Source organism: Klebsiella sp. HMSC25G12 (genome assembly GCF_001807705.1).
GTDB classification, from domain to species: domain Bacteria; phylum Pseudomonadota; class Gammaproteobacteria; order Enterobacterales; family Enterobacteriaceae; genus Klebsiella; species Klebsiella variicola.
Window position 1 is genome coordinate 47,663 of the sequence record NZ_KV789910.1, and the last position, 23,623, is coordinate 71,285.

Here is a 23,623-nt window from a genome sequence, read left to right on the forward strand (position 1 = left end):
AACCACCGCACTGAGCATAGATGAGATAAAATCATGGAATTGAAGGATTATTATGCCATTCTCGGGGTGCAACCAACCGACGATCTGAAAACTATCAAGACCGCCTACCGCCGCCTGGCGCGCAAATATCACCCCGACGTCAGTAAAGAAAGCGATGCCGAAGCCAAATTCAAGGATCTCGCCGAAGCCTGGGAAGTCCTGAAAGATGAGCAGCGGCGCGCCGAATACGATCAGCTCTGGCAGCATCGCAACGATCCCGGCTTCGGTCGCCAGCAGCAGACACACGAGCAGAGCTACAGCCAGCAAGATTTCGACGACATCTTCTCCTCCATGTTTGGCCAGCAGGCGCATCAGCGTCGCCGTCAGCATGCCGCACGCGGCCACGATCTGGAGATCGAAGTGGCGGTGTTCCTTGAAGAGACGCTGGCCGAGCAGACGCGCACCATCAGCTATAACCTGCCGGTGTACAACGTGTTTGGCATGATCGAAAGTGAAACGCCGAAAATGCTGAATGTGAAGATCCCCGCCGGGGTAGTCGATGGTCAGCGTATCCGTCTGAAAGGCCAGGGAACGCCGGGCGAAAACGGCGGCCCGAACGGCGATCTGTGGCTGGTTATCCACATCGCTCCGCATCCGCTATTCGATATTGTCGGCCATAACCTGGAGATCGTCCTGCCGCTGGCGCCATGGGAGGCCGCGCTGGGCGCGAAAGTCACGGTGCCCACCCTGAAAGAGAGCATTCTGCTGACGGTGCCGCCGGGCAGTCAGGCAGGGCAGCGACTGCGTATCAAGGGCAAAGGGCTGGTGAGCAAAACCCACACTGGCGATTTGTTCGCCGTCATCAAAATTGTCATGCCGCCAAAACCAGATGAAAAAGCGCGTGAGCTCTGGCAACAATTGGCCGCCGCCGAAGCCAGCTTCGATCCGCGTAAGACATGGGGGAAAGCCTGATGGCTACAGTAACAGTGACGTTTACCATTACCGAATTGTGCCTGCGTACCGGGGTATCGGAAGAGGAGCTGACGGAGATCGTCGGCTTGGGGATGATTGAACCGCACCAGCCGCAGGCGGAAACCTGGCTATTCGACGACAGCGCGGTGACGATTGTCCATCGCGCGGTGCGCCTGCGTAACGAGCTGGAGCTGGACTGGCCGGGGATCGCGGTGGCGCTGACCCTGCTGGATGAAAACGCGCGGCTGACTCGCGAAAATCGCCTGCTGCAGCAGCGCCTGGCCCGCTTCCTCGCCCACGGATAGGGCGACATCCCGGGTGGCAGCGTTCCGCCTTCGTGCCGGATGGCGGCTACGCCTTATCCGGCCTACAAACGGCACTGGGCCCACCATTACATTGGATCCGTAGGCCCGCGCAAGCGTAGCGCCGCCGGGCATGGCCACAGGCAGGGAGCCGCCTGTATGCCGGATGGCGGCTACGCCTTATCCAGCCGACAAACTAAGCACAGCGCAAGCCGGGGAATTTCCCGGGTCGCGGCGTTCCGCCTTACCCGGGCTACCGGACAGTGCAAACAGTAGCCCGGCTAAGCGTAGCGCAAGCCGGGGAGTTTCCCGGATAGCGCAAACCGGGAATAGCGCTTAATCCGGTAACGAACCGGCGAGATTACGCGCGGAGACGCTCTCGCTGACCGGCGCGGGCGGCTCCGGCGCCTTAGCTGGAGCCGCCGCTGGCGCGGATGCCGGGGCGGAAGAGGCCGGCTGGATCTCAAGGAACGAAGCCAGCATCTTACGCAGCGTTTCCGGTTTAGTATCTTCCGCCAGCAGCGCCGCCAGCATCGACGGCAGGCGGCTATCGACTTCCCCTAACGCCAGCCCCGCCAGCAGCGCCGTACGCGACATATCGCCGCGGTCGCCACGGTGATGGGCCTCAATTTTTGCGTCCGCGAAGCGCTCGCTGGCGCTGATATCCGGGCGCAGGTAAATCAGCACTTTTCTGCGATCCAGAGTCATAGACGCTCCTTAGCCAATAATTTTCAGACCACGCACCAGGGCAAACTGCGGCTCTTCAGCCACCACGAAACGGTCCTCGCGCAGCCCCATACGTTCACGAATCGCATCGGCCACCAGCGGCGCGCCGCCGCCAATCACGATGGCGTGCGAATAGCCTTTAAAGCTATCAATCGCCGTCAGGACGCGGGTGGTCAGACGTTCAATGCTGCTATTGATCACCTTCTTCACCTCAGAAACCGCATCCGGATCGTTGATGTTGTCGGTCAGGTATTCTTCGTCGTGGCGGTTGATGATTATCTGGTCAACGTTATAGCTGGAAGTGTCGGTATTCGCCCGGGCCAGCGCCAGCTTAACGGCATCGGTCACCAGCGACACGCCCAGCTTCGGATCGCCGTAAATGCGCGAAACCGAGGTCATCTGCCCGGCGACCATTGAAATATCCAGCGTGGTGCCGCCAAGGTCGATAATCAGCACCGAATGCGACGGTTTCAGTTCATCGCACAGGCTGATCCCCGCCGGAATGGATTCCGGACGCACGGTAACTTTCGTGATATTGAACACCACGCCTTTGTTCAGTTTAACGTCGCGCAGCAGGCTCTTTTTCTTACGCTCAATGTTATCAAGACGATATTGCGCATCTTCGTCGTAAAATTCGGTCAGCGGCAGGGTGACCACAATCTCGACATCCTGCGGCTCAAGACCGCTGGTCAGCAGCGCGTGATGGACAGCGATGGAGTTCAACGGGCTATATTGCCAGTCAATGTTATTGGTGGGGAGCGCATCGGGAGTGATCAGGTCGAATGAGTACTTTTCATCATCCACGGTGTAGTTAAAAGGCTTCCCGGAACCGAAGGTGGCAGACCAGCCGCGTTTGAAACTGTTGGGGCTGATATGGGTGAAAGTTTCGCCATCTTGCTCCCACAGCATTTTGATATTGGTTGAACCATCATCGATAAAAATGCGCATCGCATTGCTCCATCACTGAGACAAATAAGAGAAAAATGTAAGACCCAAAAAGAGTAGCAAGAGTTAAAAAGCCGCGCAAGTGCACGAAAAAGAGACAATTCAGAGTTTTATTTGAGAAAAAATGGAGAAACGAACAATTCAATGCGCCCTGAAAGAGAAATAACTGAGACAAAATAGAGAAATACAGTTTCTCTCTTTCTGTCTGTTTCAGACACTGTTCTTGTACAAAAAGAGAGCATCCCTCCCCTCTTTCCTCAGCGGTTTTCGCACGCTTTTTACACCTGGTTGGGTACCACAATCGGCCGTTCCGGCTCGACGACATTTTCCGGTACCCGGCGATATTTATCCAGCAGGTGAATCTGAATACGGCGCAACATATCGCCATTCAGTTTGTAATAACGGAAATAGAGAAACAGCGTCAGGGCGAAAAAGAGCGTCGGCAGCGCAATCATAATCGCCTGCATCCCCAGCAGCGTGTGAGATGACTGCACAACATTCGGCACGTAGCCGATGATACCGAGCACGATGGCAATAAACCAGGCCGCAAACGCCGAGCCCGCTTTCACCACCAGCGTCTGTACCGAGTAGGCGATGCTTTCGCAGCGGATATTCATCGTATATTCGCCGTAGTCGACGGTATCGGCCACCATAATAACCTGCAGCACCCAGAACAGCGCGGTGCCGATATTCAACAGCACCCCGGCCAGCGAAATCAGCGCGATGTTGTAAACGCCGCTCAGCGCCATCAGCAACAGCACGCCGCAGCCCAGCACGGGCATGATCGAAGCACCCGCCCACAGAATGCGCCGCGACAGCCCTTTCACCAGTCGTGGGAACAGGATCAGCGTCAGCAAATTCGCCGCCCCCGCGTAGGACATGTAATACGGGAACATCTCCGCGCTGCCAATCACGTAGGTAAAGTAGTAAATGGCAAAGCCAGCGATAATGTTCGCCGCCGTGTTATAGGCCAGCGCCATGCCTAACAGGCAGGCCAGCTGATCGTTTTTATAGATGAGCGCCACCATCTGGCGCAGTGAAAGATGGCTGGAATCCTCGCTCACGCCGCTATCCGAGGAGTAAACCTCATGCACGTTACGCAGGGTGACCAGGGTGGAAATCACAAAGAAGGCAATCAGCACCAGGGTAAACATCTGGAAACCGAAACCGCGGTCGGCGCCGCCCACGGCGCTGACAAACGGCAGCGTGACGCCGGCCGTCACAAACCCAGCAAGGCTGGCGAAAAAGCGCGGGTAAGGCACCAGTTGTTCACGTTCACGTTTATCGAGGGTAATGGTCGGCACCAGCGACCAAAACGGCACATCCATGATGGTGTAGGTGAAGCCCCACAGCAGGTAGGTTAGCCACACCCACGCCAGTAGGGCCCCGCCGCTGAAGTGATGGGCGCTGAACAGCATATACAGCACCACCGAGTTGGTTATCGTGCCGATCAGGATCCACGGTTTAAACTTCCCCCATCGCGATCGCGTACAGTTGACGATCCATCCCATGATCGGATCGGCTATCGCATCGAGGATCCTTGCCACCAGGAACAAGGTGCCAACCACCCCAACCGACAGGCCAACAATATCGGTGTAGTAATACATCAGATACATGTAGACGATACCGATAGCGAAATCTTTACCAAAGGCACCAAATCCGTAGCTGAGCTTTGTTGTCATTGAAATACTCATAGGGTCCAGGTCGCTGTCGCCAGCGCCTCCTTCAGCGTTTGATAGAGCGTGACAGGCACCGCCGGGTTCGTTGCCCCCGGCGGCATGAGAGGATTAACGGTGCAGCCAGGCCGGCAGCCAGTCGCCGTGGCTGGCGATCAGATCGTCCACCAGCGCGTAGATCTCTTCGATCCCCAGCACCGCGGCGGTGTGCGGATCCATCATCGTGGCGTAATAGACGTAATCGCGATTTTCAGTGAGGATCGCCTGCGTCAGCAGCGTCTGCACGTTGATATTGGTCTGCATCAGCGCCGCCAGATGCGCCGGCAGCGCGCCCACTTTCGTCGGCTGAATACCGTTGGCGTCCACCAGGCAAGCCACTTCCACGCAGCAACCCTGCGGCAGGTTGTCGATGAGATCATCGTTGCGCACATTGCCGTACACCACGCTTGGCTCGCCGGTCCAGATGGCGTTCATGATGGTGCTGGCATACTCGCGGGATGGTTTCACCTCGATGCGCTCGCCGCGCTGATAGCTCTCCAGCTCCTGATGCCAGTTGGCCAGTTGCTCGACGCAGCGTTTCGGGTATTCATCCAGCGGCACTTTATAGCGAGCAATAAGGTCATCGCGGCCCGGCTTGATAAACCATGGCGTATATTCCGCGAAATGCTCCGACGATTCGGTGACAAAGTAGCCCAGCTTTTTGAACATTTCGTAGCGGACGATGTTTTCGCAACGCGGGTTGCCGTGCAGGTTAGGCTTCGGCGCCCGGCCCTCGGCGTAGGCCTGCAGCAGGTCGGGATAGAGACTGCCGTAGCTGCCATCCGCGAGCTTTTTCTCCAGCGACAGATAGAACGCCATATGGTTGATTCCCGCGCAGCGGTAGCGTAAATCCGCCGGATCGAGATCGAGGTCGCGCGCCAGCTCTTCCACCGTCCCCTGTACCGAATGGCAGAGGCCAACCTGCTTGATATGCGGGTAGCGGGCGTACATGGCCCAGGTATTCATCGCCATCGGGTTGACGTAGTTAAGCAGGGTGGCGTCCGGGCAGACCTCGGTCATATCGTCGCAGATAGCCCACAGGTGCGGGATGGTGCGCAGCGCGCGCATAATGCCTCCCGGCCCCAGCGTATCGGCAATGGTCTGCTCCAGGCCGTGGCGCTTGCAGACGGTAAAATCGGTGACCGTACAGGGCTCATAGCCGCCAATCTGGAAAGCGACCACAACGAAATCGGCACCCTGCAGGGCGGTTTTACGATCGCGATGGCAGCTGATTTCGCCGTTCGCGCCCACCGAATCCATCAGCTTGCGCACCACGATATGCGACTCTTCCAGCCGGGTTTCATCGATATCCATCAGCGCGATATGCGCCGATTTCAGCGCCGGGCGCTGGAAAACATCACCGAGAATATTTTTGACGAACACCGTCGAACCGGCGCCGATAAAAGTAATTTTTGGGGCGGTCATCACGCACTCTCCATCAGGTCATTGAACACTTGCAGAGTGGCACGTCGTTCAGCGTTACGCTGCCCTGTTCCCGCCGGAGCATTCCCGTAAACTCAGATCGGCCATTAAGCGCCACAAAATCTGAGTTTTTGGCAATAGATCGACTTAAAAGGAGAGAAAACGGGCCGGTTATTCCGCTAAGCTGTAGTCAGTTCTGGCGAAAAATGCAGCCACTCTGACAATCCAGGAATACGTTAATCATGGAACACCGCTTTACTTCCCTGCCCCCCGATCCCTTTATGTGCAGCAGCGACGAAAAGCAGAGCCGCAGCCCGCTGGCGCTCTACTCCGAGTATCAGCGTATGGATATCGAACTGCGCCCGCCGCACGCCATGCCCACCAGCCACTGGCACGGCCAGGTGGAGGTCAACGTGCCGTTCGACGGCGATGTAGAGTATTTGATTAATAACGAAGTTGTGCGCATTGAGAAAGGCTATATCACCCTGTTCTGGGCCTGTACGCCGCATCAGCTGACCCGCCCCGGCGATTGCCAGCAGATGGCGATATTCAACCTGCCGATGCATCTGTTTCTCTCATGGCCGCTGGACCGGGAGCTTATCAACCACGTCACCCATGGAATGGTAATTAAGTCCCTCGCCGCGCAGCAGTTAAGCGCCTTTGAAGTGCGCCGCTGGCAGCAGGAGCTGAACCACGACAATGAACAGATTCGCCAGCTGGCGATCGATGAAATCGCCCTGATGCTCAAGCGGCTGAGCCTCTCCGGCTGGCAGCCGATTCTGGTCAACAAAACCTCGCGCACCCACAAGAACAGCGTCTCGCGCCACGCGCAGTTTTATGTCAGCCAGATGCTGGAGTTTATCGCCGCCCACTACGACCAGGCGCTGACCGTCAATGCCGTTGCCGAGCACGTGAAGCTCAACCCGAACTACGCGATGGGGGTCTTTCAGCGGGTGATGCAGCAGACCATGAAGCAGTATATTACCGCCATGCGTATCAATCATGTGCGGGCGCTGCTGAGCGATACCGACAAGACCATCCTGGATATTGCCCTTACCGCCGGGTTCCGCTCCAGCAGCCGCTTCTACAGCACCTTTACCCGCTACGTGGGCATGCCGCCGCAGCAGTACCGTAAACTTAGCCAGCAGCGACGTCACGGTCTGGCCTTGCCGGAGGCATAAAAAATGCCGCCGGGGTCTCCCCAGGCGGCATGATTAACAGTGAAAACGGTTAGTCGTTGATACGCGGATGCTGCTGCACCAGACGCGACCGTTTTGCCTGCAGATCGGCGATCTCCTGATCGATATCTTCGATTTTTTGTTCGATGTTATCGTAGTGCTCGCCAAGGATTTCTTTCGCTTCCTGGATATCCGACGCCGCCGGGGTCGCCCCTTTCAGCGGGCGGTTAGCCGTCTCTTTCATCGACAGACCCGTCGCCATCCCCACCACCGCGATGACCATCAGGTAGTACGCCGGCATCATCAGGTTCTGAGTGGTTTCCACCAGCCACGCCGCCAGGGTTGGCGTCAGACCAGCAACCAGCACCGAGATGTTAAAGGCGCTGGCCAGGGCGCTGAAGCGGATGTGCGTCGGGAACATCGCCGGCAACGAGGAGGCCATCACCCCGATAAAGCAGTTCAGCACGACCGCCAGCAGCAGCAGACCAGCGAAAATCAGGCCAATCACGTTGCTGTTAATCATAATGAAGGCCGGGATCGCCAGGGCAAACAGCGCCACGCTACCAATCAGGATGAACGGACGACGGCCAAAGCGGTCGCTGAGCATACCGATAACCGGCTGCACAAACAGCATCCCGACCATGATGGCGATGATGATCAGCACCCCATGATCTTCCGAGTAGTGCAGGTTATGCGACAGGTAGCTCGGCATATAGGTCAGCAGCATGTAATAGGTCACGTTGGTGGAAATCACCAGACCAATACAGGTCAGCAGGCTACGCCAGTGCTTGGTGGCAATCTCTTTAAAAGAGACCTTCGGCCCGTCCTGCAGTCCTTCACGGTCGCCCTGCTCCATGGTGTCCACATGCTGCTGGAACACCGGGGTCTCTTCCAGCGCATGGCGCAGATAGAGACCGATGATGCCTAACGGCAGCGCCAGGAAGAACGGGATACGCCAACCCCAGTCGAGAAAGTTCTGTTCCCCCACCACGCTGGAGATGAGAACCACCACGCCGGCCCCCATCACAAACCCGGCGATGGAGCCAAAGTCCAGCCAGCTGCCCATAAAGCCGCGTTTACGGTCAGGAGAATATTCCGCGACGAAGATCGATGCCCCGGTATATTCACCGCCGACCGAGAAGCCTTGCGCCATTTTACACAGCAGCAGCAGGATCGGCGCCCAGATGCCTATCGTGGCATACGACGGAATCAGGCCGATACAGAAAGTACTTATCGACATGATCACGATGGTTATTGCGAGGATTTTCTGCCGACCATATTTATCGCCCAGCATCCCGAAAAACAGGCCGCCTAACGGACGAATTAAAAATGGAACGGAGAAGGTACCCAGTGCGGCAATCATCTGCACGCTTGGGTTGGCATCGGGGAAGAAGACTTTACCTAAGGCGTAGGCCACAAAGCCATAGACGCCGAAATCGAACCACTCCATCGCGTTACCCAGGGAGGCCGCGGTGATCGCCTTTTTCAGTTTACCATCATCGATGATGGTCACATCCTTAAGGGTGATGGGCTTTATTTTTTTCCTTTTAAGCATATTTTTCCTCTGCTACTCCGCCTTGAGTACACGCATCATCGCCGAATGACAAGGCCATTCGTATCGTGCGTCAGGAGCGGTGAATTGCTGTGCTCCTCATTTCAAGCGTAGCAGGTTTGCCTGCACTGTCTGCTGACAGAATGTACAACCGAACCTGTTGACGCCTGCTCTGGCTACTGGTGAATAAATAGAGCGGCCGATCGTGATACCTGATGAAATTGACCTGCTCCCCTTTTTTACCCTAACAGCGTTTATATCTGCGATCAACTTCACATAAATTTACCGCCTTATTACAGAGTGTCCGAAAATAAATAAGTTCATTTTACTGGCTGCTCGCAAAAATTATTTCCGCACTCCCCCTTATCCTCTGGCGGATAATTTTGGCGGTTATTCTGCTTTCACCCGAATAGTGTGATGGGTAATTTTTACTAAAAAAACACCCGACAAAAGTGGGTGATTGCGCTATAATCAGCCACACTTTCGGCTATCAGCCGCTGTTTAGAGGACCAACGTCCTGTTTTCCGACGACATCACGAGGAACGTCATGCAACTGCCACACTGCCCAAAATGCGATTCGACTTACACTTATGAAGATAACGGCATGTACATCTGCCCGGAATGTGCCCATGAGTGGAACCCTGCCGAGGCGACAGAAGAGAGCGACGTTCTGATCGTTAAAGATGCCAATGGCAATTTACTGGCCGATGGCGATAGCGTTACCGTCGTGAAAGATCTGAAGGTAAAAGGCAGCTCTTCGATGCTGAAAATCGGCACCAAAGTGAAGAATATCCGTCTGGTCGAAGGCGATCACAATATTGACTGCAAAATTGACGGTTTTGGTCCGATGAAGCTCAAGTCGGAATTCGTCAAAAAGAACTGATTTATTTCCGGGAGGTCGGCGTCATTATTTTCCTGCACCACCGTCGCCGCTCCCGATATCATCGTGCCCCACCCGCTCCCTGTGCAACCTGTTATTTTCCGCCTCAGTCCCCGCTATTTTCACTGACCATTTCGCCGCTATGCCGCTACACATTTTCGCGCTGCCGTCTGGCTCAACAGCGTCCCCGGCGACTACGCTTTACGGGTTACGGTCACTGAGGTATTCACCATGTCCTTAAGTCCCTACCTTGCCTTTGCAGGCAACTGCGCCGAGGCAATCGCCTTCTATCAGCAGACGCTGGGCGCGGAGCTGATGTTTAAAATGACCTTTGGCGAAATGCCGCCCCCGGCGCAAGAAGCGTCAGACGGCTGCCCGTCTGGCCAGAAGATGGCAGATGATGCCATCGCCCACGCCAGCCTGCGCATCAATAATGGCGAGCTGATGCTGAGCGACAGCGCCTTCGGGCCCGATGTGCATTACGCCGGCTTCACCCTCGTCCTCGATCCCAGCGATGTCGCTGAAGGCCAGCGCTGGTTCGACGCACTGGCCGTCGGCGGGCGCATTGAGATGGCCTGGCAGGAAACGTTCTGGGCCCACGGCTTCGGCAAAGTCGTCGACCGCTTTGGCGTCCCCTGGATGATCAACGTGGTCAAACAAGGCTGACCCCGCCAGGGCGGCCCGGCCGCCCTGTCATCCGTCTGGCACCAACTCTTCATCCTTTGGTCATCATCACTTAACCGAAATGCAACATAAACCGGTCAGGATCGGCCCACAACGCGAGGGACCTCCTCGCCTATGCTGTGTGAGGCTTGATGACTATGCACCTGTCCAGACATCCGACCAGTTATCCCACGCGCTATCAGGAAATCGCCGCCCGACTTGAGCAGGAGCTGCGCCACCACTATCGCTGCGGCGACTATCTGCCCGCCGAACAGCAGCTGGCGACGCGCTTTGACGTTAACCGCCATACCCTGCGCCGGGCTATCGACCAGCTGGTTGAACGCGGCTGGGTCCAGCGCCGTCAGGGCGTCGGCGTGCTGGTGCTGATGCGGCCGATCGATTACCCGCTTAATGCTCAGGCGCGGTTCAGCCAGAACCTGCTGGAACAGGGCAGCGATCCCACCAGCGAAAAGCTGCTGTCGGTGCTGCGCCCCGCCAGCGCGCATGTTGCCGAGGCCTTTGGCATCAATGAGGGCGAGAACGTCATCCACCTGCGCACCCTGCGCCGGGTCAATGGCGTCGCCCTGTGCCTGATCGACCACTACTTCGCCGACCTGCGTTTCTGGCCGGTATTGCAAACCTTTAGCCACGGATCGCTGCACGACCTGCTGCGCGATGAGCTCGACGTCAAACTGACCCGGGCACGCACCAAAATCAGCGCCCGCCGCGCGCAGGCGAAAGAGAGCAAGCTGCTGGAGATCCCCAACATGGCGCCGCTGCTCTGCGTACGCACCCTCAACAGCCGCCAGGGCGAGCAGACCCCCATCGAATACTCCGTCAGCCTGACCCGCGCCGACATGATTGAATTTACCATGGAGCACTGAATGCACTTCGATACCGCCACCCGCCAGCGCTGGATGTCCGTGCTGGCCCACAGTGAACCGCAAGATCTTCTGGCGCGCATGCAGTCCCTGCAGCTGGCGCCGGCGTATGAATTGATTCGCACCCCGGAAACCGGGCTGGTACAGCTCCAGGCCCGCATGGGTGGCATCGGCGACCGTTTCTTTGCCGGCGACGCCACGCTCACCCGCGCGGCGGTACGTCTGGCCGACGGGACGCTCGGCTACAGCTGGATCTTAGGCCGCGACCGCCCGCATGCCGAACGCTGCGCGGCCATCGACGCCCTGCTGCAGTCGCCTCGCCATTTTCATACGTTAATGGAAACCCTGATAACCCCGCTGGAAGCGCTACGCAGCGCGCGCATTGAAGCCCGACGCGCCGAAGTCAACGCCAGCCGGGTCGACTTCTTTACCCTGGTTCGCGGAGATAACGCATGACCTTACAACCCGCTTTTACCCTGGCTGTGCAGGATGCCCAACACAGTTTTCGTCGCCTGCTGAAAGCGATGAGCGAGCCGGGGGTGATTGTCTCCCTGCAGCAGCTTCAGCACGGCTGGCAGCCATTGAACGTGGCCTCCACCAGCCTGCTGTTGACCCTTGCCGATCATGAAACGCCGGTCTGGCTCGCCAGCGCTCTGCATAACGATCTGGTGGGACAGAATCTGCGCTTTCATACCGGCGCGCCGCTGGTGGACCAGCCGCAGCAGGCGGTTTTTGCCGTCGCCAATGACGGCATCAGCGCCGAGCAGCTCAACGTCCTTTCCGCTGGCACCGTCACTGCTCCGGAAACCGGCGTCACGCTGATTGTTCAGCTCGCCAGCCTCAGCGGCGGACGCATGCTGCGCCTGACCGGGGCAGGCATTGCCGAAGAGCGAATGATTGCGCCGCAGCTGCCGGACTGCATCATCGACGAATTAACTGAACGCCCGCATCCGTTCCCGCTGGGCATCGACCTGATCCTCACCTGCGGCGAGCGCCTGCTGGCGATCCCGCGCACCACCCACGTGGAGGTTTGCTAAATGTATGTAGCCGTCAAGGGCGGCGAGAAGGCGATCCTCGCCGCTCACGCCTTACAGGAACAGAAACGGCGGGGCGATGGACGGCTTCCCGAACTGAGCGTTGATCAGATAGGCGACCAGCTCAACCTGGCGGTGGACCGGGTGATGACCGAGGGCGGCATCGCCGACCGCGAACTGGCGGCGCTGGCGCTCAAGCAGGCCAGCGGTGATAACGTCGAAGCGATCTTCCTGCTGCGCGCCTACCGCACCACCCTGCCGCGGCTGGCGGTCAGCGAACCGATTAACACTGCGGAGATGCGCCTCGAACGCCGCATCTCCGCAGTGTACAAAGACATTCCCGGCGGCCAGCTGCTAGGCCCCACCTACGACTACACCCATCGCCTGCTCGATTTTACCCTGCTGGCCAACGGCGAAGCGCCGTCTGTGCAGCAAGCCGATGGCGAAGCAGAGCCGACGCCGCACGTCTTTAGCCTGCTCACGCAGCAGGGGCTGGCGAAGGCCGAGGAAGATCGCGGCACGCCGCCCGACGATATCACCCGCACCCCGCCGGTCTACCCCTGCTCGCGTTCCTCGCGCCTGCAGCAGCTGATGCGCGGCGATGAAGGTTACCTGCTGGCGCTGGCCTATTCGACCCAGCGCGGCTATGGCCGCAACCATCCGTTTGCCGGCGAGATCCGCAGCGGCTACGTGCAGGTGGAAATCGTGCCGGAAGAGCTGGGCTTTAGCGTCAATATTGGCGAGCTGCTGCTCACCGAATGCGAAATGGTCAACGGCTTCGTCGCCCCGCAGGATGAGCCGCCGCACTTCACCCGCGGCTACGGTCTGACCTTCGGCATGAGCGAGCGCAAAGCAATGGCCATGGCCCTCGTCGACCGCGCCCTGCAGGCGCCAGACTATGACGAAGAGATTGCTGGCCCGGCTCAGGATGAAGAGTTTGTGCTGGCCCATGCCGATAACGTCGAAGCGGCCGGCTTCGTCTCGCATCTGAAACTACCGCACTATGTCGATTTCCAGGCCGAACTGGCGCTGTTGAAACGCCTGCAACGGGAGAACGAACGTGGCTAACCCACTGACTGGCTATAACTTTGCTTATCTCGACGAGCAAACCAAGCGCATGATCCGCCGGGCGATCCTCAAAGCGGTGGCCATTCCCGGCTACCAGGTGCCGTTCGGCGGTCGCGAAATGCCAATGCCCTACGGCTGGGGCACCGGCGGCATCCAGCTGACCGCCAGCGTCATCGGCGAGAACGACGTGCTGAAGGTGATTGACCAGGGCGCGGATGACACCACCAACGCGGTGTCGATTCGTCAGTTCTTTAAGCGCGTCACCGGCGTCGCCACCACCGAGCGTACCGAAGACGCCACCCTGATCCAGACCCGCCACCGGATCCCGGAGACGCCGCTGGTGGAGGATCAGATCCTGATCTATCAAGTGCCGATCCCGGAGCCGCTGCGCTTTATCGAGCCGCGCGAAACCGAAACCCGCACCATGCACGCGCTGGAAGAGTACGGCGTCATGCAGGTGAAACTGTATGAAGATATCGCCCGCTTCGGCCATATCGCCACCACCTACGCCTACCCGGTGAAGGTCAATGGCCGCTACGTGATGGACCCTTCGCCGATCCCGAAATTCGATAACCCGAAAATGCACATGATGCCGGCGCTGCAGCTGTTCGGCGCCGGGCGCGAAAAGCGGATCTACGCGGTGCCGCCCTATACCCCGGTGGAAAGTCTCGATTTCGATGACCATCCATTTACCGTGCAGGAGTGGGATGAGCCCTGCGCCATCTGCGGCTCGCGCCACAGCTACCTCGACGAAGTGGTACTGGATGACAGCGGCCAGCGGATGTTTGTCTGCTCCGATACCGACTATTGCCGCCAGCAGAGCGAGGGGCAGAAAAAATGAGCCAGCCATTACTTGCTGTGAATAACCTGACCCATCTCTACGCCCCGGACAAAGGTTTTCGCGATGTCTCCTTCGAACTGTGGCCGGGAGAAGTTCTCGGCATCGTCGGGGAATCCGGCTCCGGTAAAACCACCCTGCTGAAGGCGATCTCTGCCCGCCTGACGCCGCAGCAGGGCGAGGTGCTGTACCAGCAGCGCTCGCTGTATGCCATGAGCGAAGCCGAACGCCGCCGCCTGCTACGTACCGAATGGGGCGTGGTGCATCAGCACCCGATGGACGGCCTGCGTCGCCAGGTCTCCGCCGGGGGCAACATCGGCGAACGGCTGATGGCCACCGGCGCCCGCCACTACGGCAACATTCGCGCCACCGCCGAAAAGTGGCTGCAGGAGGTGGAGATCCCGCCCTCACGCATCGACGACCTGCCCACTACCTTTTCCGGCGGCATGCAGCAGCGTCTGCAGATCGCCCGCAATCTGGTTACCCAGCCGAAGCTGGTGTTTATGGATGAACCCACCGGCGGGCTGGATGTGTCCGTGCAGGCGCGGCTGCTTGATCTGCTGCGCGGCCTGGCGGTGGAGCTGAATCTCGCGGTGGTGATTGTTACCCACGATCTCGGCGTCGCCCGTCTGCTGGCGAACCGTCTGCTGGTGATGAAGCAGGGCCAGGTAGTCGAGAGTGGCTTAACCGACCGGGTGCTCGACGATCCGCATCACCCTTATACCCAGCTGCTGGTGTCGTCGGTGTTGCAGAATTGATGCTGTTTTGCCGGGTGGCGGCTACGCCTTACCCGGCCTACAGGTGCGTTATTCGTAGGCCGGGTAAGCGAAGCGCCACCCGGCAACCCAACCCCGCGAGGGCTAACATGATCCGCGTTGAAAACATCCATAAAACCTTTGTTCTGCACCAGCAGCACGGCGTGCGCCTGCCGGTGCTGGCCGACGCCTCGCTGACCGTTAACGCCGGGGAGTGCGTGGTACTCCACGGTCACTCCGGCAGCGGCAAATCGACGTTGCTGCGTTCGCTGTATGCCAATTATCTGCCGGACAGCGGCCATATCCACATCCGCCACGGCGAGGAATGGGTGGATCTGGTCACCGCCACCCCACGCAAGGTACTGGAAGTGCGCAAAACCACCATCGGCTGGGTCAGCCAGTTTCTGCGGGTGATCCCGCGCATTTCAGCGCTGGAGGTGGTGATGCAGCCGCTGCTCGACCTTGGGACGCCGCGTGAAGCGAGCGCCGCGAAAGCCGCCCAGCTCCTGACCCGCCTCAACGTTCCGGAACGCCTGTGGCACCTTGCGCCGTCGACCTTTTCAGGCGGCGAGCAGCAGCGGGTCAACATCGCCCGCGGCTTTGCGGTCGACTATCCGATTCTGCTCCTTGATGAGCCCACCGCCTCACTGGATGCCAAAAACAGTGCTGCCGTGGTCAACCTGATCCACGATGCCAAAGCGCGCGGCGCGGCCATCGTGGGGATTTTCCATGACGAAGGGGTACGCCGTCAGGTCGCCGACCGACTGCACCCCATGGGAATGACAGCATGATTATCAATAACGTAAAACTGGTTCTCGACGACGACGTGGTCCACGGTTCACTGGAAGTCCAGCACGGTCGCATCCTCGCTTTCGCCGAAAGCCAGAGTCGGCTGCCGCAGGCGCTGGATGGGGAAGGCGGCTGGCTGCTGCCGGGCCTTATCGAACTGCATACCGATAACCTCGACAAGTTCTTTACCCCGCGACCGAAGGTAGACTGGCCGGCCCACTCGGCGATGAGCAGCCATGACGCCATGATGGTCGCCAGCGGCATCACCACCGTGCTCGACGCCGTGGCGATTGGCGACGTGCGTGATGGCGGCGATCGTCTTGAGAATCTGGAGAAGATGGTCAATGCGGTGGAAGAGACGCAAAAGCGCGGCCTCAACCGCGCCGAGCATCGCCTGCACCTGCGCTGCGAGCTGCCGCATCACACCACGCTGCCGCTGTTTGAAAAGCTGATTGACCGCGAGTCGGTGAGCATGGTCTCTCTGATGGACCACTCGCCAGGCCAGCGTCAGTACGCCGATCGCAGCAAGTACCGCGATTACTATCAGGGCAAATACCATCTCACTCACGACGAAATGGACCGTTTTGAAGCCGAGCAGATGGCCCTGGCCGCCACCTGGTCGCAGCCGAATCGTCAGACCATCGCCGCCATGTGCCGCGCCCGTCGTATCGCCCTCGCCAGCCACGACGATGCCACCGAGGCGCATGTGGCCGAATCCAGTCAGTTAGGTAGCGTCATCGCCGAGTTTCCCACCACGCTGGCCGCAGCGCAGGCTTCACGTCAGCATGGGATGCACGTCCTGATGGGCGCCCCCAATATCGTGCGCGGCGGTTCCCACTCTGGCAACATCGCGGCGCACCAGCTGGCGAGCAGTGGTTTGCTGGACATTCTCTCGTCTGACTATTACCCCGCCAGCCTGCTGGATGCCGCTTTCCGCATCGCCGACGCCGAGGATAACGCCTTCACCCTGGCGCAGGCGATCCGTCTGGTCAGCAAGCATCCGGCGCAGGCGCTGGGCCTTGACGATCGCGGCGTCATCGCCGAGGGGAAACGCGCCGACCTGGTGCTGGCGCACCGTCGCGGCGAGCATGTGCACATCGACCATGTCTGGCGCCAGGGAACGAGGGTCTTTTAATGCCGGGAAAACTGATTTGGCTGGTGGGCCCCTCTGGCTCCGGTAAAGACAGCCTGCTGGCGGCGCTGCGCGAGCGCGAGCACCCGCAGCTGCTGGTGGCCCATCGTTACATTACCCGCCCGTTTAACGCGGGCAGCGAGAATCATATCGCCCTCAGCGAACATGAATTTTTTACCCGCGCCGAGCAGCATCTTTTTGCTCTCAGCTGGCACGCCAACAATACTTACTATGGCATTGGCGTGGAGATCGACCTGTGGCTGCACGCTGGCTTTGACGTGGTGGCCAACGGCTCCCGCGCCCACCTGGCGCTGGCCCGGGAACGCTACGGCGAGGTGCTGGTGCCGATCTGTCTCGCCGTCTCGCCGCCGGTGCTCCGCCAGCGGCTGGAGCAGCGCGGCCGGGAAAACGCACTGGAAATCGCCCAGCGTCTGGATCGCGCCGCGCGCTATAAGCCGGACAATTGCCTGACGTTGAATAATGACGGGAGTCTTCGACAATCGGTTGACGATTTCTTCCGCCTGCTGCGCAGCCACGTGGCACGCGTAGAGGATCAGCCGGTATGAGTGAAAGGTGACACGATGAGCCTGACAATCCGTTTAACCGGCACCGGCGGCGCCCAGCTGGTGCCCGTCTTCGGTTGCGACTGCGCGGCCTGCCGCCGCGCCCGCCGCGAGGAGAGCCACCGACGCCGCCCCTGTAGCGGCGTGGTCACGTTCAACAGCGCCGTGACGCTGCTTGATGCCGGACGACCGGATCTGATGGAACATCATCCCGCCGGTAGTTTTCAGCAGGTGCTGCTGACCCACTACCATCTGGATCATGTGCAGGGGCTGTTTCCGCTGTGCTGGGGAGTCGGCGCGTCGATCCCGGTCTATGGCCCGCCGGACGACGCCGGCTGCGACGATCTGCTCAAGCACCCCGGCCTGCTCGATTTTAGCCATACCGTCACGCCGTTTGTGGTGTTTGACCTGCAGGGGTTGCGGGTAACGCCCCTGCCGCTCAACCACTCGAAGCTCACCTTCGGTTATCTGCTGGAGTCGGCCCACAGCCGGGTGGCCTGGCTCTCGGATACCGCCGGGCTGCCGGACAAGACGCTGAAGTTTTTACTCAACAACCGCCCGCAGGCGATGATCATTGATTGCAGTCATGAGCCGCGCGCGCAGACCCCGCGTAACCACAACGATCTAAACACCGTCCGCCACCTTAACCAGGTGATTGGCTGTCCGCGGGTGATCCTCACCCATATCAGCCACCAGTTAGATGTCTGGATGATGGATAACCCGCTGCCGACAGGTTTCGAAGCGGGATATGACGGGATGGAAATCGTGCTGGATTAAGTGCAGGTCCGTTGCGGAGCGATCAGTAGCTATCATCCAGACGACGCTGGTCGCTTTCTAACTGGCGACGATCCTGATCGAGCTGGCGCTGGCGTTCGTCAAGCTGGCGGCGGCGATCGTCCAGTTGCCGTTGTCGATCGTCATACTGACGCTGGCTGTCGCGGCTCTGCTGACGGCTCCCCTGATAGCGCCCGTCATCATACCGGCCATCATCATCGTATCTGTCGTCGTCATCGGAGCGGTTGCTACCCGGGTTATAGGCGTCGTTAATGGCTTGCTGAATATTGCCGATCGCGTCATCGATAATATCGGCGCGAGCGGCCAGGCTGGTCAGCGACAGGGTGCAAAAGAGCAGTGCGGTTGCGTAACGTTTCATCGGGGCCAATCTCGTCAGAGTCCTGCCGCTACCTTAATCAAGCGTACAACCCCCGAGTAGCGGAGGAATCTCAAATCCTCGCGTACGCCGCGCTCAGCGCCTGCGCCAGCTGGGCGCGGGTAAACGGCTTACGCAGCCACTCTACTTCCGGCAGGGCCGGATTCTGCGCCGGACGCAAATCCTGGCCGCTGATCAGCAGCACCGGCAGCGCCGGAAAGCGGCGTCGGGCGGTATGGATCACGTCGGCGCCGCTCAGCGCGCCGGGCAGCATCAGATCGCTAATCAACAGAGCGATATCCGGCGACGCCTCCAGCAGCTGCAGCGCCTCTTCGCCACTCGGCGTCTCCAGCGTCAGCCAGCCCAACTGATGCAGCTGTTCACACAGCGTCTGGCGTACATCTTCTTCATCTTCCAGCACCAGCGCCAGCCGTTCTCCCGCCGGCAGCGGCTCGTCCTCCGCTGGCGCCACCGTCGTCTCAACCTCGGTCATCGCCCGCGGCAGCTGCAGCCGCACCGTCGTCCCCTGCCCCGGCGCGCTCTCCAGCGCCACCCGGCCGCCCGACTGGCGCACAAAACCATACACCATCGACAGTCCCAGACCGCTGCCGCTGCCGGTGGCTTTGGTGGTGAAGAACGGTTCAAACACCCGGGCTTTCACCGCCTGCGACATCCCGCTGCCATGATCGATCACCTCCAGGGCCACCATATCCTGCCGCTGACCGCTGCTGCGGGTGACCCACTGATTCCATGTGCGTATTTTGATAACCCCGTCGCGCCCGGCCATGGCGTCGCGGGCGTTCATCACCAGATTGATCAGGGCGTTTTCCAGCTGGCCAACGTCTATCCATGCCGGCCACGCCGGCGACTGCGCCTCAATCTCCAGACTTAAGGTCGCTGGCAGGGAGTGACGCATCAGCTCGCTGAGGTTCTCCAGCAGCGGCGCCATCGCCACCGCCTGGGGATGCAGCGCCTGTTTGCGCGAAAAGGCCAGCAGCCGCTGAGTCAGAAGCGCCCCACGCTCCGCCGCCTTCAGCGCCCTGGAGAGGCGCGGCGCATCGCGTGCGTCCGGTTCCACCAGCTCGAGGCTGCCGATGATCACCGCCAGCAGGTTGTTAAAGTCATGCGCCAGCCCCCCGGTCAACTGGCCGACGGCCTTCATCTTCTGGCTGTGCAGCAGCGCCTCTTCCAGCTCCTGGCGCTTAATCCGATCGATCTCCATCTGGGTGGTCTTCTCTTTCAGCAGCCGGGTGGTGTGCTCCAGCGACGCCGTATTGCGGGCGAAAACGTTAAAGGCTCGCGCCAGCTCGCCCAGCTCATCGCGCCGCTGCAGGGCCGGCACCGAGACGTTCGGCTCCCCCTGAGCCAGCCGCGACATCGCCAGGGAGATGGCGGTCAGGTTCGAGCCAAGGTTACGGTAGATATACCACCCGGCGCAGCCGGTGATCGCCAGCGCCAGCAGCGCGGAAAGCAGAATAAACATGCTGATGGAGCGCAGCTCCCGATGGCTCTGCGCTGCCCGCTGCTCTGAGGCTTCCGCCACCCGGGTCACGTACTGATTGATATCCTCGTTAAGCAACGCGACCAGCGCTTTGATGTGGTACATGTACCAGCTGATCGTCAGGTCGCTCTCCTCCAGCTGGGCCGACAGCGGGGCCAGCGTCGCCAGTTCCCGGGTGACGTCGGGCAGGAAAAACGCCAGCGCGGGATCGGCGCTGCCTGCCGGCAGGTCGCCGCGCAGCTGGTCGAGCTGCAGAACGATCGACCGCGGCGTAACGGTATGGATCGCGGCCACGATCAGCCGGTCCATCTCGGCCAGCCGGCGCGGATCGATCGCCTTATCCCCGCCGCGATCGTTAAGATCGGCGAGATGGCGCAGATTGCTCTGATTCTGGTAAAGCGAACTCAGCAGCGCATTGCGCTGCAGATGGCGGCGCTGGCCGCGCTCCAGCATCTCCGCCACGCTCTGCTGCAGCGCGTTGCTGCGTCGAATAATATTGGCCACCCGCGCCTGCTCCTGCTGCGCCAGCGGGGCCGCCGCCAGCTGGGCCAGCGAGTGCTTCAGCGCCTGCTGCGTCGCCAGCAGCCGTTCCGCTTCGCTTTTGTACTCCAGCGCCCCCACCACCTGCGACAGGCGCACCGCCGCCGTGGCGACATTCGCCGTGTCCCGCGCCAGATCCATACTGCCGCGCATGTCGTTGAGAGTCTGGCGCTGCACCTGCTCCTGCAGCTGGCTGGCGTGGTGAAAGCCGAACACCGCCACGCCGCTCACCAACAGGGTGACCACGCCCATCAATAGATTAAAGGAGAGCAGGCGGCCACGGGCGCTGGTGAAAAACGGGTGTCGGCGAGCGGTCATAGCAACTCCAGTGAAGGATAGGTCGGCATATAGGCGTGACGGTGCAGAAAATGACGCCGCGTAACTGTGATCGCGGTTAACTATTTATCACTATGACAAATATGAATGGATTCTGACATTCTGCATTTATTTTCCGGTGGTGGACTGCAGCTATTGTTCTCATAGACAGGAGCGCCGCGATGACCGCCACCCCGGTACTGGAAATGCGCCATATCGCCAAAGCTTTTGGCAAATTCTACGCGCTGAAGGGCGTCGACCTGACGGTCTGGCCAGGGGAGATCCATGCCCTGATGGGAGAAAACGGCGCCGGAAAAAGCACGCTGATGAAGATCCTTGCCGGCGCCTATACCGCCACCAGCGGCGAGATCCTGATCGACGGAAAACCGCAAACCATCCGCGGCCCCAAGGACGCGCTGGCCGCTGGGATCACGTTGATCTATCAGGAGATGCAGCTGGCGCCGAACCTGACCGTCGCGGAAAACATTTTCCTCGGCAGCGAGCTGGCGCGCGGTGGCCTGGTGCAGCGCAAAGCCATGCTCAGCCAGGCGCAGGCGGTGATCGACCGTCTCGGCGCCCAGTTCAAAGCCAGCGACCGGGTGATGACCCTGACCATCGCCGAACAGCAGCAGGTGGAGATCGCCCGGGCGCTCCACCGTCAAAGCCGCATTCTGGTGATGGATGAACCCACCGCCGCCCTCTCCTCGCGGGAAACCCAGCGCCTGTTCGAGCTCATCCTGCGCCTGCGCGATGAGGGGATGGCGATTATCTATATCAGCCACCGCATGGCGGAAGTGTATGAGCTCTCCGACCGCGTCAGCGTCCTGCGCGACGGGCAGTATGTCGGCAGCCTGGTGCGCGACAAGCTCAACGCGCCGGAGCTGGTGCGCATGATGGTCGGCCGCCCGCTCAGCGATCTGTTCAATAAAGAACGTGACATCCCCCGCGGCCAGCCGCGCCTGCGGGTCGAGGATCTGACCGATGGCGGCAAGGTGAAGCCCAGCAGCCTCGTGGTGCATGCTGGCGAAATCGTCGGCCTCGCCGGGCTGGTCGGCGCCGGGCGCTCCGAACTGGCGCAGCTGATCTTCGGCGTGCGCAAAGCCACCGGCGGGGTGATTGAGATCGACGGCGAGCCGGTGGTGATCCACTCGCCGCGCGAAGCCATCGACCTCGGGATCGGCTTTCTGACCGAAAACCGCAAAGAACAGGGGTTGTTTCTCGAACTGGCAGCCCAGGAAAACATCACCATGGCGACGCTGGAGCGCGACGCGAACTGGGGGATGCTCAACCGCCGGAAGGCGCAAACCATCTCCGATGACGCCATCCAGTTGCTTAACATCCGCGTGCCGCACGCCCAGGTGCGCGCCGGCGGGCTGTCCGGCGGCAACCAGCAGAAATTATTGATTTCACGCTGGGTGGCGATTGGCCCGCGCATTCTGATCCTCGATGAACCCACCCGCGGCGTCGACGTCGGCGCGAAAAGCGAGATTTACCGCATCATGAACGACATGGCGCGCCAGGGCGTCGCCATTCTGATGATCTCCAGCGAACTGCCCGAAGTGGTGGGCATGAGCGACCGGGTCTATGTGATGCGCGAGGGCGCTATCGCCGGCGAGTTACAGGCCGGCGATATCAGCCAGGAAAGTATCATGACGCTGGCCACCGGCGTGAACGATTCTCACCTTAAGGCAGGGCAACTATGAGCATACCGAAAGAGACCTCCGCGCCAGTCGCGAAATCCGCTTCGGCGAAAAAAATGTTGATGGGCGACCTGATGCAGACCGTCGGCATTCTGCCGATCCTCATCCTGATCGTCGCCGTTTTCGGCTTTATCGCCCCCAACTTTTTCACGGAAAGCAATCTGCTGAATATCACCCGCCAGGCCTCGATCAACATTGTGCTGGCGGCGGGAATGACCTTCATCATTCTTACCGGCGGCATTGACCTCTCCGTCGGCTCCATTCTCGGCACCACCGCGGTGGCGGCAATGGTGGTGTCGCTGATCCCGGAGCTGGCGTTGCTGTCGATTCCGGCGGCGCTGATGCTCGGCCTGCTGCTTGGGCTGTTCAACGGCGCGCTGGTCGCCTTCGCCGGGTTACCGCCGTTTATCGTCACCCTCGGCACCTACACGGCGCTGCGCGGCGCCGCCTATCTGCTGGCTGACGGCACCACGGTGATCAACTCCGATATCAGCTTTGAGTGGATCGGCAATGACTATCTCGGCCCGGTGCCGTGGCTGGTGGTCATCGCCCTGGCGGTTATCGCGGTGTGCTGGTTTATCCTGCGCCGCACTACCCTTGGGGTGCATATCTACGCGGTGGGCGGCAACATGCAGGCGGCGCGGCTGACCGGCATCAAAGTCTGGCTGGTGCTGCTGTTTGTCTACGGCATGAGCGGCCTGCTCTCCGGTCTTGGCGGGGTGATGAGCGCCTCGCGGTTATACAGCGCCAACGGCAACCTCGGCGTCGGCTACGAACTGGATGCCATCGCCGCGGTCATTCTCGGCGGCACCAGCTTCGTCGGTGGTATCGGCACCATCACCGGTACGCTGGTGGGGGCGCTGATTATCGCCACCCTCAATAACGGCATGACCCTGATGGGGGTCTCCTACTTCTGGCAACTGGTGATCAAAGGGGCGGTGATCATCATTGCGGTGCTGATCGACAAATACCGTACCCGACACCATCAAAGTGCATAACAACACCATCTTACCTGCGAGGAAA

General features: G+C 60.1%; 24 protein-coding genes and 1 pseudogene. 17 read left to right on the forward strand and 8 right to left on the reverse strand.

The features are described from left to right. Positions 1 to 33: 33 nt before the first annotated feature. Positions 34 to 951 carry a curved DNA-binding protein gene (gene cbpA / locus HMPREF3096_RS21115; protein WP_022064628.1) on the forward strand — a complete coding sequence of 306 codons (918 nt, stop codon included), beginning with the start codon at positions 34 to 36 and terminating at the stop codon, positions 949 to 951. Further along, entirely contained in the window at positions 951 to 1,256 is a 306-nt protein-coding gene (gene cbpM, locus HMPREF3096_RS21120) for a chaperone modulator CbpM (RefSeq protein ID WP_012543142.1), read from the forward strand. The genes cbpA and cbpM overlap by 1 nt, the downstream gene beginning before the upstream one ends. 333 nt (positions 1,257 to 1,589) lie before the next feature. Here the strand turns inward: cbpM and HMPREF3096_RS21125 are convergent, their stop codons facing one another. From HMPREF3096_RS21125 to HMPREF3096_RS21140, 5 genes and pseudogenes are all read right to left on the reverse strand, one after another. Continuing rightward, entirely contained in the window at positions 1,590 to 1,961 is a 372-nt protein-coding gene (locus tag HMPREF3096_RS21125; RefSeq protein WP_016160127.1) for a plasmid partitioning/stability family protein, read from the reverse strand. A 9-nt stretch (positions 1,962 to 1,970) separates the two neighbouring features. Further along, complete coding sequence (parM, locus tag HMPREF3096_RS21130; RefSeq protein ID WP_032731740.1) at positions 1,971 to 2,927, reverse strand: plasmid segregation protein ParM domain-containing protein; 957 nt, start codon at positions 2,925 to 2,927, stop codon at positions 1,971 to 1,973. Between the two features lie 138 nt (positions 2,928 to 3,065). Beyond that, positions 3,066 to 3,197: pseudogene (locus tag HMPREF3096_RS31950) on the reverse strand (hypothetical protein). 5 nt (positions 3,198 to 3,202) lie between these two features. Then, complete coding sequence (gene melB, locus HMPREF3096_RS21135) at positions 3,203 to 4,618, reverse strand: melibiose:sodium transporter MelB (RefSeq protein ID WP_008807237.1); 1,416 nt, start codon at positions 4,616 to 4,618, stop codon at positions 3,203 to 3,205. A gap of 93 nt (positions 4,619 to 4,711) precedes the next feature. Continuing rightward, a complete protein-coding gene (locus HMPREF3096_RS21140) occupies positions 4,712 to 6,064 on the reverse strand; it encodes an alpha-glucosidase/alpha-galactosidase (protein WP_032731738.1) in 1,353 nt (450 codons plus the stop codon). 239 nt (positions 6,065 to 6,303) lie between these two features. On the opposite strand from HMPREF3096_RS21140, the gene melR reads away from it, so the two are divergent. Then, positions 6,304 to 7,242 carry a transcriptional regulator MelR gene (gene melR, locus HMPREF3096_RS21145; RefSeq protein ID WP_008807239.1) on the forward strand — a complete coding sequence of 313 codons (939 nt, stop codon included), beginning with the start codon at positions 6,304 to 6,306 and terminating at the stop codon, positions 7,240 to 7,242. Positions 7,243 to 7,291: 49 nt separating this feature from the next. Here the strand turns inward: melR and proP are convergent, their stop codons facing one another. Next, complete coding sequence (gene proP / locus HMPREF3096_RS21150; RefSeq protein ID WP_070544576.1) at positions 7,292 to 8,794, reverse strand: glycine betaine/L-proline transporter ProP; 1,503 nt, start codon at positions 8,792 to 8,794, stop codon at positions 7,292 to 7,294. 544 nt (positions 8,795 to 9,338) lie between these two features. On the opposite strand from proP, the gene HMPREF3096_RS21155 reads away from it, so the two are divergent. The 12 genes from HMPREF3096_RS21155 to phnP all read left to right on the forward strand — a co-directional run bounded on the left by HMPREF3096_RS21155 (position 9,339) and on the right by phnP (position 18,171). Further along, positions 9,339 to 9,674: a zinc ribbon domain-containing protein YjdM gene (locus tag HMPREF3096_RS21155; RefSeq protein ID WP_008807241.1), complete on the forward strand. Its 336-nt coding sequence runs from the start codon at positions 9,339 to 9,341 to the stop codon at positions 9,672 to 9,674. Positions 9,675 to 9,902: 228 nt separating this feature from the next. Continuing rightward, positions 9,903 to 10,337: a VOC family metalloprotein YjdN gene (yjdN, locus tag HMPREF3096_RS21160; protein WP_002885221.1), complete on the forward strand. Its 435-nt coding sequence runs from the start codon at positions 9,903 to 9,905 to the stop codon at positions 10,335 to 10,337. A 155-nt stretch (positions 10,338 to 10,492) separates the two neighbouring features. Then, positions 10,493 to 11,218, forward strand: coding sequence for a phosphonate metabolism transcriptional regulator PhnF (gene phnF, locus HMPREF3096_RS21165; RefSeq protein ID WP_012543146.1), 726 nt, complete (start codon positions 10,493 to 10,495; stop codon positions 11,216 to 11,218). Continuing rightward, on the forward strand, positions 11,219 to 11,671 hold the full coding sequence (gene phnG / locus HMPREF3096_RS21170; protein ID WP_008807243.1) for a phosphonate C-P lyase system protein PhnG: 453 nt from the start codon (positions 11,219 to 11,221) through the stop codon (positions 11,669 to 11,671). Then, entirely contained in the window at positions 11,668 to 12,252 is a 585-nt protein-coding gene (phnH, locus tag HMPREF3096_RS21175) for a phosphonate C-P lyase system protein PhnH (RefSeq protein WP_008807244.1), read from the forward strand. The genes phnG and phnH overlap by 4 nt, the downstream gene beginning before the upstream one ends. After that, positions 12,253 to 13,317: a carbon-phosphorus lyase complex subunit gene (locus tag HMPREF3096_RS21180; RefSeq protein WP_008807245.1), complete on the forward strand. Its 1,065-nt coding sequence runs from the start codon at positions 12,253 to 12,255 to the stop codon at positions 13,315 to 13,317. After that, the gene (locus HMPREF3096_RS21185; protein ID WP_002885202.1) at positions 13,310 to 14,158 is read left to right on the forward strand and encodes an alpha-D-ribose 1-methylphosphonate 5-phosphate C-P-lyase PhnJ; all 849 of its coding nucleotides are present in this window, start codon (positions 13,310 to 13,312) and stop codon (positions 14,156 to 14,158) included. The genes HMPREF3096_RS21180 and HMPREF3096_RS21185 overlap by 8 nt, the downstream gene beginning before the upstream one ends. Continuing rightward, a complete protein-coding gene (gene phnK, locus HMPREF3096_RS21190; protein ID WP_012543148.1) occupies positions 14,155 to 14,913 on the forward strand; it encodes a phosphonate C-P lyase system protein PhnK in 759 nt (252 codons plus the stop codon). The genes HMPREF3096_RS21185 and phnK overlap by 4 nt, the downstream gene beginning before the upstream one ends. A gap of 107 nt (positions 14,914 to 15,020) precedes the next feature. Continuing rightward, complete coding sequence (phnL, locus tag HMPREF3096_RS21195) at positions 15,021 to 15,701, forward strand: phosphonate C-P lyase system protein PhnL (RefSeq protein ID WP_008807247.1); 681 nt, start codon at positions 15,021 to 15,023, stop codon at positions 15,699 to 15,701. Next, positions 15,698 to 16,834 (forward strand): alpha-D-ribose 1-methylphosphonate 5-triphosphate diphosphatase, encoded by a 1,137-nt coding sequence (gene phnM / locus HMPREF3096_RS21200; RefSeq protein WP_016160122.1) that lies wholly within the window; start codon positions 15,698 to 15,700, stop codon positions 16,832 to 16,834. The genes phnL and phnM overlap by 4 nt, the downstream gene beginning before the upstream one ends. Then, on the forward strand, positions 16,834 to 17,397 hold the full coding sequence (gene phnN, locus HMPREF3096_RS21205) for a ribose 1,5-bisphosphokinase (RefSeq protein ID WP_012543150.1): 564 nt from the start codon (positions 16,834 to 16,836) through the stop codon (positions 17,395 to 17,397). The genes phnM and phnN overlap by 1 nt, the downstream gene beginning before the upstream one ends. A 15-nt stretch (positions 17,398 to 17,412) precedes the next feature. Next, complete coding sequence (phnP, locus tag HMPREF3096_RS21210) at positions 17,413 to 18,171, forward strand: phosphonate metabolism protein PhnP (RefSeq protein ID WP_032731734.1); 759 nt, start codon at positions 17,413 to 17,415, stop codon at positions 18,169 to 18,171. Between the two features lie 22 nt (positions 18,172 to 18,193). Here the strand turns inward: phnP and yjdP are convergent, their stop codons facing one another. Further along, positions 18,194 to 18,547, reverse strand: a complete 354-nt coding sequence (yjdP, locus tag HMPREF3096_RS21215; RefSeq protein WP_012543151.1) for a DDRRRQL repeat protein YjdP — start codon at positions 18,545 to 18,547, stop codon at positions 18,194 to 18,196. A gap of 70 nt (positions 18,548 to 18,617) precedes the next feature. Next, on the reverse strand, positions 18,618 to 20,903 hold the full coding sequence (locus HMPREF3096_RS21220; protein WP_032731732.1) for an ATP-binding protein: 2,286 nt from the start codon (positions 20,901 to 20,903) through the stop codon (positions 18,618 to 18,620). A 179-nt stretch (positions 20,904 to 21,082) separates the two neighbouring features. On the opposite strand from HMPREF3096_RS21220, the gene HMPREF3096_RS21225 reads away from it, so the two are divergent. Together HMPREF3096_RS21225 and HMPREF3096_RS21230 are read left to right on the forward strand one after the other, a co-directional pair. Next, positions 21,083 to 22,603 (forward strand): sugar ABC transporter ATP-binding protein, encoded by a 1,521-nt coding sequence (locus HMPREF3096_RS21225; protein ID WP_008807253.1) that lies wholly within the window; start codon positions 21,083 to 21,085, stop codon positions 22,601 to 22,603. Further along, entirely contained in the window at positions 22,600 to 23,598 is a 999-nt protein-coding gene (locus HMPREF3096_RS21230; RefSeq protein WP_004206363.1) for an ABC transporter permease subunit, read from the forward strand. The genes HMPREF3096_RS21225 and HMPREF3096_RS21230 overlap by 4 nt, the downstream gene beginning before the upstream one ends. Positions 23,599 to 23,623 lie beyond the last annotated feature (25 nt).